Here is a 10,459-nt window from a genome sequence, read left to right as displayed (position 1 = left end):
CTTCCGCGTCACGCAGAAGTTGGGGTGGCAGGTTGGGGTGGCGGCGGGGTGGGTGTCAGCAGCCGCCCTGCGCCTTGCCGTCCTTCACCGCAGCGAGCAGGGCGGCCCAGGACTCGACGTCCGGGCGACTGCGCAGCAGGGCGCGCCGCTCACGCTGGGTCATCCCGCCCCAGACACCGAAGTCTGTGCGGCTGTCGAGCGCGTCGGCCAGGCACTCGGCCACGACCGGGCAGGAGCGGCAGACGAGTTTGGCGCTGCGCTGCGCCTTGCCCTTGACGAACAAGGCGTCCGGATCCTGGTTGGCACAACTGCCTTGTTGTGCCCAGTCCGCCACCCAGGTGCTGAGCACGCGGGGTGCGAGTGGGGCGAGCGTCATACCTTCGTGTCCCTCCATCGGCCGCCATGCGGCATACAGACCTGTGCCGAGTTTCGACGGACGGGGTCGCGAGGTGAATGGCGAGGCCGGGTAGCCCTCCCTGACCCGAAATGACTAGTCATTCCGGCACCGTCCCCCGGATGGGAGGGCCCGATCGATCGTGCGGGACCGTCGCGAGGGGCGGGTCCGGCACAGTCACCCGGGTTACTCTTGCGCTCATGCAAGGTCGTGCCCAGAACCTGTCCGCCGTGCTGCGCCTGCTCGCGGGCTTCGCCGTGCTCAGCGTGATCGCCGGCCTGCTCGCCGCCGGCATCGCCATCCCCGCCGTCGGCGCCATGGGGACAGCGGCCAAGGGCGGGGTCGCGGCCTTCAACGACCTGCCGAGCGACTTCGAGATCAACCCCCTGGCCCAGCAGTCGGTCATCTACGACGCAGCGGGCGGCACCATCGCCAACCCCTACGACGAGAACCGCATCATCGTCCCCCTGGCGAAGATCTCCCCCTGGATGCAGAAGGCTCAGATCGCCATCGAGGACTCGCGCTTCTACCAACACGGCGGGCTCGACCTGCGCGGTTTCACGCGCGCGCTGGTGTCGAACTTCTCCGGAGGCGACGTCCAGGGTGCCTCGACCCTCACGCAGCAGTACGTCAAGATCACCCTCCAGGAAAACGCTCTGCGCAGCGGCGACAAGGAGGCCGCGCAGGCCGCCACCGCGAAGAACTACATGCGCAAGCTCCAAGAGTTGAAGTACGCGATGAACGTCGAGCAGAACTTCACCAAGGACCAGATCCTCGCCGGCTACCTCAACCTCGTCTACTACGGCGACCAGGCCTACGGCGTCGAAGCGGCTTCCCAGAACTACTACGGCATCCCCGCCTCCGACCTCGACCTCGGCCAGGCCGCCCTGCTCGCGGGCATCGTCCAGCAGCCGACCAAGTTCAACCCGGTGCTCAACCCGGAGAACGCCCAGCAACGGCGTGACCTCGTGCTCACCCGGATGGAGGAGCTCAAGGTCGCCACCCCTGAGGAGGTCGCCGCCGCCAAGGCCGTGGACGTCACGTCGATGCTGCACAAGAAGGAGGCCAAGGGCGTCTGCCACCGCTCCTCGGAGCCCTACTTCTGCGCCTACGTGATGGCTTGGCTGGAGAAGTCCCCGCAGATGGCCGTGCTGGGTGCGACCCCGGCCGAGCGACTCAAGAACATCAACCAGGGCGGCCTGAAGATCCGCACCACCCTCAACCCCACCATGCAGTCGATCGCGGTCCAGCGCGTCACCGAGGCGGTGCCGATCGGCAACGACCAGAACCTCGGTGGGGCGGCCACGGTGATCGAGCCCGGCACCGGCAAGGTGCTGGCGATGGCACAGTCCTCGGACTTCAACACCACCCAGGTCGTGTGGAATGCCGACTTCCAGTACGGCGGGGCCCGCTACGGCTGGCAGTTCGGATCCACAGCGAAGGCCTACGCACTCGTGACGGCCCTCGAACGCGGTATGCCGCTCAACAGCGAGATCTACGCGCCGCAGGCCAGCCCCACCAAGCCCTACGCCTTCACCAAGGACCAGGTCATCGACGACTGCGGCATGGACAAGCCGTGGGAGGTCGAGAACGACTACTCGGTCGGCGGCGAGATGTCACTGCAGAAGGCGACCAGCCAGTCGATCAACACCGCCTTCGCCGCGCTCACCCTGAGCCTGGGCGGCTGCTCGGTCCGCGACACCATGACCAAGATGGGACTGCACTCCAGTGACGGGCAGCCCATCGAGGGCGTCATCTCGGCGATCACCCTCGGCGCCGGGACGACGACCCCCATGACCATCGCGTCGTCCTACGCCACCCTCGCTGCGCGCGGCGTCTACTGCGAGCCCTTCCCGATCACCTCGATCACCACCCCGGACGACAAGCCGATCGCGATCCCGCAGCCGCCGTGCAGCCAGGTGATCCCCCCGGAGGTCGCCGACGGCGTCAACCAACTGCTCGAAGGCCCGCTCAAGGACGGCACCGCCGCGGGATCGTGGAACTGGAGCCGACCGGCCGCCGGAAAGACGGGCACGACCAACGATCACAACCAGTCCTGGTTCGTCGGGTACACCCCCCAGTTGTCGACGGCGGTGTGGATCGGCAACGTCATCCCGGCCGACGAGCAGACCCGCAGGGCGTACACCCTCAACGGAAAGTGTTTCGGCATCTACAGGTGCCAGGGCAATGTCTTCGGTGGCACGATCGCCGCACCCGTCTGGGGCAAGATCATGGCCCAAGCCAGTGAGGGTATGCCGGTCGTCGACTTCACCAACCCCAGCCCGACAGTGGTCAACGGCGAACAGGTGACGATCCCCCGAGTCGCGGGCATGACCCAGGCGCAGGCGATCGAGACCCTGCGCGCCGCAGGCTTCACTGGTTACGTCCGCGGTCAGGTGAGCAGTTCGGTCCGTCGTGGCCTGGTGGCCGGCACCAACCCCTCCGGCAAGGCCGTCAAGGGCTCCGCAGTGGGGATCATGATCTCCTCCGGACCGGCGCCGGCGCCGGCACCCGATCCCGAGGCCCCACCGGCAGAACCGCCACCCACCGCGGCCGGGGGTGGCACCGGAAACGGCAACGGCAATTCCAACGGCAACGGCAATGGGAATGGCCATGGGAACGGCAACGGACCCGGGATCCCACCGCCCTCCGGGCTGACCGTGGGCTGAGCCCGCGGCTCACCTACCCGAGCGCACTCCTGACGGCGGCCGCCACGCGGCCGCCGTCGGCGCGTCCGGCAACCTCCCCTTGGGCAACCTTCATGACCGCGCCCATCTGCGGCATACCGCTCGCGCCCGTCGACGCCACCGCGCGCGCCACGATGTCGGCGAGCTCGGCCTCGGAGAGTTGCGCGGGGAGGTAGCCCTCGAGGATCGTCAACTCGGCCTCCTCGGTCGCCGCGAGCTCGGGCCGCTTCGCCTCCAGGTATGCCGCGGCCGCCTCCTTGCGCTTCTTGGCCTCCTTGGCCAGCACCTTGAGAACTTCATCGTCAGAGAGCTCGCGCGCCTCGTCCCCCGCGACCTCGGCGGTGGTCACCGACGTCAGGGCCATGCGCAGCGTGCCGGCGCGCACCTTGTCGCGAGCGCGCATCGCGTCGTGGAGGTCGGCTTGCAGGCGGGCCTTGAGGCGGGTCTGGGTCATGGTGCCAGTGTCCCGCGGATTCCACCCCAGGGCGAAAGTCGCGGACAATGGGTCGATGAACCCGATCATCTCGGGCCTTGGTGGTCTGGCTGCAGTCGGCGCCGCCGGCGCGGCCTATGCCTCCCTCGTCGAGCGCAACCTCTTCACGCTGCGCCGCTTCGACGTCCCCGTCCTGCCGGCCGACGCCCGCCCCCTCCGGGTGCTCCAACTCTCTGACCTGCACCTCGTGCCCCGTCAGCAGCGCAAGATCGAATGGGTCCGCGGTCTGGATGCGCTCGAGCCGGACCTCGTGGTCAACACCGGCGACAACTTCGCGGCGATGGATGCCGCGCCGTCGCTGGTGCGGGCGATGGAGCCGCTGATGGAGCGCCCGGGTGTCTTCGTCATGGGGTCCAACGACTACTACGCGCCGCACTTCAAGAATCCTGCGGTCTACCTGACCGATCGCTACGCCAAGGCCCCGGCTGTCCGCCCGATGCTGCCGACCGACGAGTTGCGCTCTGCGTTCACGGCCTCGGGTTGGGTCGACCTCGACAACGCCCGCACGACGATGGCCGTGGGCGCCGAGGGGATCCCGCTCGACCTCGTCGGCGTCGATGACCCGCACATCGAGCTCGACGACTATGCCTCGGTCTCCGGCCCTGCTCCCGGCGACACAGCCCTCACCGTCGGTGTCCTCCACGCGCCCTACCAGCGCGTCCTCAACGCCATGGTTGCCGACGGCGCGGGCTTGGTCATCGCCGGCCACACGCACGGTGGCCAGCTGGCCCTGCCGGTCATCGGTGCCCTCGTCACCAACTGCGACCTCGACACGTCCCGCGCCAAGGGCCTGTCGCGTTGGTGGCCCGGAGCGGGCCTGGGCGAGGGGCGCGCGCTGCCCTCGAGCGCGGCACCGGGGCACGCGGCATACCTCCACGTCTCGGCCGGCCTGGGCACCTCGCCCTACGCCCCGGTGCGCTTCGCCTGCCGCCCCGAAGCGACCCTGCTCACCCTCACACCCCGCGTCTGAACCGATTTCGGGGTATGCCGCGGGGTCGGCTATCCTCGGGTGTCGCCCTCCCGTCGGGACGGGCGATTGCCACGGGGTGTGGCGCAGCTTGGTAGCGCGCTTCGTTCGGGACGAAGAGGTCGCAGGTTCAAATCCTGTCACCCCGACCAGTTGGCTTTTGGGCTCTGACCTGCGGAAACGCGATCAGAGCCCTTCTGCTTCTCCCGCCCACGGGCACAAGTGGGGCATAAGGGCTCCGGCCGCGAACAGGTAAGACCCCCGCGAGGCGGCAACCTCCGGGGGTCGGACGACAGCAATCTCGAGGTGCTGACGTGACGTCAATGGTAGCCGTGGACGCTCAGCCCGTGAAGGGCGTCGAGCTCCTGGCTGTCGCGCGTCCTGTCCCCTCGCGTCGTCGCGTGTGTCGCTCTGCCCTGGCGTTGGGCAGGCGGTGGTCCATGGCGTAGCCCTCGACGCTCGACGCGGCGCTGGACAGGGCCTCAGCCGCGACACCAAAACGATCGACGCCCCCGGTGACTGATCTTCAAGACCCCCGAACCGGCGCGGGTCGCCTGCAGTGCGGTTGTGGCCACACCTGCTGCGGGTTCGCGGACAGCCTGCTCCTCAGCCGAGGGCAGGCCGGACGGCGTGGGCTGGAATCAACGCGAGGTCGGCTCTTTGGGAGGGATTCCCAGAGGTCTGCCCGGGTTGCTCGGGAGGCCGCGTCACATCGGCTCCAAGGTGCCCGTCTCACCGCTGCAGCGCGCCTCCTGCAGCTCCTGGGGTAGGTCGGGTGCCTCCAGAGATTGCGCATGGCCGCGTCCCGGCGGGGGGTTAGACCAACTTGTGGAGCAGATAGCCGTCAACGACGTGGAGCGTGTGTGGCACGTCTTCTAACATGGAGTTCAGCGTTTCCAGCGGTTCAGACGTCGCGAAGATGACCTGCCGGCTGGACGCGCCCTTGGATGCACGTTTCAGCAACGCGGCGAATGAGATGTCCTTGGCGCTCTGCTGTTTGGGTTCGTCGAAGACGACGAACCCAGGGTGATTGGTGTGAAATTCCTCCCCCACTTCTAGCAGCCCCAGCAGGTAAGCCCAAATAACTCGCACGGAGTCCGAGGCAGATATGTCTGCCTGAAGGTCGAAGTCGTCTCGACGGGGTAGGTAATCGTCGTATCCGATTTGGACCATGTCATTGCTGAAAGATCCAAAGTCGTAGGCCCGGAGTTGCTCGACGAACGAGCGGTGGAGAGCACGCAACTTCTTTCGGTCTTCGTCAGACAGTTCGTCCTTGGGGAGGTCCTTGATTGCGGCCTTTACGGCAGCCGACTCGGCGGCGAGGCCCTCCAGCTTCACCTGCAATTCGTCGAAGCGCTCAACAACGCCTTCGAGCCGCAGCAGCCGATCGCGCAGCTCAACCCGCAGCGCAGCATTCTCAGCGGCGAGACCACCGGTCGGAAGCGATAGATCATCACGTAACGCCTGCACTTGGAGCGTGAGAGCGTCTCCCCGTTGGCGAAGCACTACCCAGCGTTCCCGCTTGGCGCTGGCGGCTTGCTCGGCGTCGTTTCGCATGGCCTCGAAGAGGTCGATCTGCTTCTTGATGTAATCGACGCTCTCCGACGCGGTCATAGTCGGCACCTCGCCGGGAAGCAACGAGGCGGGAAGATGCTGATGGCATACGGGGCAATCGGCCGCGAGTTGCTCGGTCACAGAGGAGCCCAGACCCTGCAACACGACGATGTCCTGATGTTGTCGTAGATCATCGGCAAGCGAGGCGATTCGATGGTCGATGGCCCGCAACTCGGTCTCGTCCCGGAACAATTCCTCACGGAGTGCGAGATCCAGAGCTCTGACCTGGCGCGCAGTATCGAGGGTCTCGATGATGCGTGCCGAGACATTGGAGTCGGCCCTCGGGTTTGTCTCGGGAGCGTCGAGTCGAGCCAGTTCGGTGGACGCAGCAGCCACGTATTCGTCCAGGGGCTGCCATGTGTCGTCCCCAAGTGAAACGGACACCTCTGCAGGGTGATTCTCGTCCGGCCACGTCGTTTGCAGGCGTTCCGGGAGGCCAAGCGCCTTGAGCCCACTGCCGGTCAAGGATTGTCCAAAGGCAGCGACCGACAGGTGCCACGCCTGAGCCAGCTCCGCTTCATGCGCCCTTAGTCGTTGACGCGTCAACTCGTGCTGGCCAACCTCAAGGGCGAGGATGAATTCGACGGCACGTTTTCGGACCTCCGTAACTCCGCTAAAGGCGGGCATCTGCGCCTGGATGCCACCCCAACCGCGACGCTGTTCTACGAAGAGCAGGGGAAAGACCTGTTCCATGTACAACTGTGAGGTGCGGCCCTCACGGGCGGGCAATTCCGGCATCGACCACCCGAGGAACCCAGCCAGCCACACATGGAAGCCGCGCTCTCGCGACGCTCCCCCTTGCCGCCCGACATAGTAGTCGTCGGCCGGCGTTTGCGGCGTTATGTCGTTGATAAGCGCGTGTTGGACACGAACTAGGTTTGGGCCCAGCTTATCGTCGACGACCCACCTTGTCACGGTGGCAACCTCGCCGTTGACCCCTTCGATTGAGACCGAAACTCGCGAAGAGACGACAGCCGTCTCAGCTTTGGTGTCCGGATCATAGATCAGCCGGTCACGCATTGCGGACGTAAGGGCACTCGCCGGTTGGGTCGTAATCATTCGTTCTAAGCCAAGCGCGAAGAGGATGCTCTGCACGGCAGTCGATTTGCCGCGCGAATTCTCCGCGCGGACCACCATGAGGCCATTGCTAAACGGGATGTCAGCACCGAACATGCCTTGCCCGGTCTGGACGCGGAGCCGCAGGTGACGCACCTTGAGATTCATCGCGACCGCCATTCCAGAAGACGCTCCACGTCACGGTTCGACACCTTGCCGGTTACGCCCGCAAGAGCCGCAATCTCTGGTTCAAGCACTCCCGCTGCCCGCACCTCTGCAAGCGCTTCTCTGCCCGCGATGGTGAGTTCGAACGGGCCCGCGCCATCACGCGTCAAGAACCCCAGTCCCAGGGCTAGGTCAAGGGCTCGGTCGAGCGCGGGTTCAAACCGAACCACAGGCACGTCGAGCAGGTTGACCCCATTCTTGAGGTTGGCCAGCATCTGGACACGTTTGGGTGACTGGAGCGCCCAACTGAGCACATGCATTGCCTTCCAGGACGCCTTTCCGGCTCGACTCTTGTCGACAATGAGCAGGCACACCGCTACACGGCGTTCTGGGCGGAAGTCTGGCGAGATGGGGTCGGGGCGCACCGCGAAGTTCATCGGCGCGTCAAGCCAGCCGAGCACGGCGGCATCGCCGATCTCTATGAGCAGCTCACTCATGGCACTGCCTGAAACTCGAGTGGGCAGCGCATCAGCCACTCACCCGTTTGCCCGCGCGAGAGACGCTCGGCGTCTCCTGTCACTAGGCCCGCGACGTTCGCCTCCAGTTGTGTCGCGTAGTCAGCGACGACCTGGAGCACTCGTTCGTGCGGCTGCGTGGCCGCGAATCCGTTCTCGAACTCCAACATCTCTTGGCGCAAGCGGCGTTGCGCCTCGACGGCCTCACGGGTTTGCGGAATCCCCCGCAGGCCCTCCATCATCTCCTCTTTGGCGAGGAACCAGCGTGTCAGGGAGGCACGCATGATCTCTACATCGGCTGCGGGATGGTGGCCCTTCAGGCGTTCCAGCTTCTCTAGCAACGTGACAGCAAGTTCCGGCTCCTGCTCGGCGAAATCGTCTACGGCCACTGGGCTCACATTCGGCTCGGCGAGCTTGACTTGGGCAGCGGCGTCGAGGATTGCTGCCTGATACTGGCCTTGGTAGTCCTGAGGCGTCTTAGGTGCGATTGCGAACACGTCAGAGATAAATGGGAGGCCCCACGATCTGACAACCTCAGCTCGTCTATTGGAATGCTCGATGACTTCAGTCGAGTGGTACTGGGGAACGATGAGGAAGTAATGGTCGAGGACGGTCCCATTCAATAGGGCCATCAGTGCGTCCTTGTTCTTCTTCAGCTTATTCGTGTCGCGAACAAGTTTCGCCTTCTGCTTGTCTGTGCGAGCGCGCAGCGTGAGGGAATCCTTATCCGCATAGCATTGATATCCAATACCGTCGGTGGAGAAGCCTTCGAGCCCCTTGTCGCCCCTCATGGTGGCCGGGAAGTAGCGCAACTTCTCCGGCGGATACCGACGCTGCAATAGGCTCCACACGAAGGCCTCGAAGTCATCCCCCGAAGGCTGTGCTGGAATGCCTTGCAGAGGGTCTGCGGCAGTCATGGGTCTGCATCCTAGTAGGCGCGCCACCTCCACCGTGGCCGCGTGCCGCGCGTGTCAGCCCAAGTGGAACCTGACGCAATCAGGCAGGACGACTTCGTGCTCCTCAGCCCAACGGCACCGGGGAGACCCGCCCAGTGCCACTGCTGCCGCCTAGCCGCGGTTGCCAAGCCCGTCACGACGTCCTGTTCCCATGCTGTTTGCGACTGGGTCGGGTCAAGCCCGGAGCGGTGGTGTACGAGGTGATCGTTCGATGGTGATGTTCAGGCGCTGATGGCGCGGGCGATCAGGTCGGGGTTCACCTCCTCGGTCAGGAGGACTGTCTCGCGGTCGGCGAGGGCTGCGCGGGCTTGTTTGAGGGCCTCGAGTCCGAGGTAGCGGCGTTGTTCGGCCCATTCGTCGTGTTGCTCGGCCAGGACGGCACCGACGAGGCGGATGATCGCTTCGCGGTTGGGGAAGATGCCCACGACATCAGTGCGCCGGCGGATCTCGCGGTTCAACCGTTCGTTGGGGTTGTTGGACCAGATCTGTCGCCACAACACTTTCGGGAAGATCGTGAAGGCGAGGATGTCGGCGCGGGCGTCCTCGAGGTGCTCGGCTACTGCGGGGAGCTTGTCGTGCAGCCCCTCGAGGACGCGGTCGAACTGGGCGTGGACGGCTTGGGCGTCGGGTTGGTCGTACACCGAGTGCAGGAGGGCTTTGACCCAACCCCACTGCGATTTGGGGGTCGCGGCCATGAGGTTCGCGGCGTAGTGGGTGCGGCAGCGTTGCCAGGACGCAGCTGGCAGGGTCGCGCCGATGGCCTCGACCAAGCCGGTGTGGGCGTCACTGGTGACCAGGCCGACCGGGCCTTCTTTGGTCAGGCCGCGGGCGACGAGGTCGCGGAAGAACCCCAGCCAGCCCGCACCGGATTCGGTTGTCGCGCACTGGATACCGAGGATTTCGCGGTAGCCGTCGGCGTTGACGCCGGTGGCGACCATGACCGCGACCTTGACCACCCGCCCGTTCTCACGCACCTTCATCGTGAGCGCGTCGGCGGCCACGAACGTGTACGGCCCCTCGTCCAAGGGTCGGGTCCGGAACGCCTCGACCTGGGCGTCCAGGTCCTTGGCCATCTCGGAGACCTTTGACTTCGACAAGCCGGTGATGCCCAGCGTGCGCACCAGTTTGTCCATCCGGCGGGTGGAGACCCCAAGCAGGTAGCAGGTGGCCACGACGGTGGTCAGGGCGGCTTCAGCGCGGCGGTGCCGTTCCAGCAGCCACTCCGGGAAGAAGCTGCCTTCACGCAGCTTGGGGATCGCGATGTCGAGAGTGCCGGTGCGAGTGTCCAGGTCCCGATGCCGGTACCCGTTGCGCCGGTTCGTCCGCTCGGTTGACCGGGTCCCATAGTCGGCGCCGCACACACTGTCGGCCTGCGCCGACAACAAGGCGTTGACGAAGGTGGAGAGCAGGTCACGCATCAAGTCCGGGCTGGCCTGCGCGAGCTGCTCGTGCAAGAACACGTCAGGGTCGATACTGAGGTTCGCGGTCATCGCGATGCTCCATTCGAGAGTGCTGTGAGAGGTTCACTCGAAGGATCACGCGGTGACCGCACCTGCATCCAGCAGGGACACGCCACCGGTGTCGACGTACACCAACGCTACGGACTCAACTC

At 65.7% G+C, this 10,459-nt stretch carries 8 protein-coding genes and 1 tRNA gene; 3 read left to right on the top strand and 6 right to left on the bottom strand.

The window, feature by feature from the left end; genetic code table 11:
- Positions 1 to 55: 55 nt before the first annotated feature.
- Positions 56 to 376 carry a WhiB family transcriptional regulator gene (locus tag BN10_RS15150; RefSeq protein WP_010852116.1) on the bottom strand — a complete coding sequence of 107 codons (321 nt, stop codon included), beginning with the start codon at positions 374 to 376 and terminating at the stop codon, positions 56 to 58.
- A 218-nt stretch (positions 377 to 594) separates the two neighbouring features.
- On the opposite strand from BN10_RS15150, the gene BN10_RS15145 reads away from it, so the two are divergent.
- A complete protein-coding gene (locus tag BN10_RS15145; RefSeq protein WP_010852115.1) occupies positions 595 to 3,063 on the top strand; it encodes a penicillin-binding protein in 2,469 nt (822 codons plus the stop codon).
- Between the two features lie 13 nt (positions 3,064 to 3,076).
- Here the strand turns inward: BN10_RS15145 and BN10_RS15140 are convergent, their stop codons facing one another.
- Complete coding sequence (locus BN10_RS15140) at positions 3,077 to 3,535, bottom strand: GatB/YqeY domain-containing protein (protein ID WP_010852114.1); 459 nt, start codon at positions 3,533 to 3,535, stop codon at positions 3,077 to 3,079.
- 55 nt (positions 3,536 to 3,590) lie between these two features.
- Here BN10_RS15140 and BN10_RS15135 point away from each other — a divergent pair, with 55 nt between their 5' ends.
- Positions 3,591 to 4,544 (top strand): metallophosphoesterase, encoded by a 954-nt coding sequence (locus tag BN10_RS15135; RefSeq protein WP_010852113.1) that lies wholly within the window; start codon positions 3,591 to 3,593, stop codon positions 4,542 to 4,544.
- A gap of 72 nt (positions 4,545 to 4,616) precedes the next feature.
- Positions 4,617 to 4,693: transfer RNA gene (locus BN10_RS15130), tRNA-Pro, on the top strand.
- A 664-nt stretch (positions 4,694 to 5,357) separates the two neighbouring features.
- Here the strand turns inward: BN10_RS15130 and BN10_RS15125 are convergent.
- From BN10_RS15125 to BN10_RS15110, 4 genes are all read right to left on the bottom strand, one after another.
- On the bottom strand, positions 5,358 to 7,379 hold the full coding sequence (locus tag BN10_RS15125; RefSeq protein WP_010852112.1) for a coiled-coil domain-containing protein: 2,022 nt from the start codon (positions 7,377 to 7,379) through the stop codon (positions 5,358 to 5,360).
- Complete coding sequence (locus BN10_RS15120) at positions 7,376 to 7,873, bottom strand: hypothetical protein (protein WP_010852111.1); 498 nt, start codon at positions 7,871 to 7,873, stop codon at positions 7,376 to 7,378. The genes BN10_RS15125 and BN10_RS15120 overlap by 4 nt, the downstream gene beginning before the upstream one ends.
- Entirely contained in the window at positions 7,870 to 8,808 is a 939-nt protein-coding gene (locus BN10_RS15115) for a hypothetical protein (RefSeq protein ID WP_010852110.1), read from the bottom strand. The genes BN10_RS15120 and BN10_RS15115 overlap by 4 nt, the downstream gene beginning before the upstream one ends.
- Positions 8,809 to 9,068: 260 nt before the next feature.
- Positions 9,069 to 10,337, bottom strand: coding sequence for an IS256 family transposase (locus tag BN10_RS15110; protein WP_010849552.1), 1,269 nt, complete (start codon positions 10,335 to 10,337; stop codon positions 9,069 to 9,071).
- Positions 10,338 to 10,459: the final 122 nt, after the last annotated feature.

Origin of the sequence: Phycicoccus elongatus Lp2, assembly GCF_000367525.1 — a bacterium.
In the GTDB taxonomy this organism is placed as follows: domain Bacteria; phylum Actinomycetota; class Actinomycetes; order Actinomycetales; family Dermatophilaceae; genus Phycicoccus_A; species Phycicoccus_A elongatus.
Note: the sequence above shows the minus strand (reverse complement) of the source record. Positions and strands in the feature narration are given on the sequence as shown.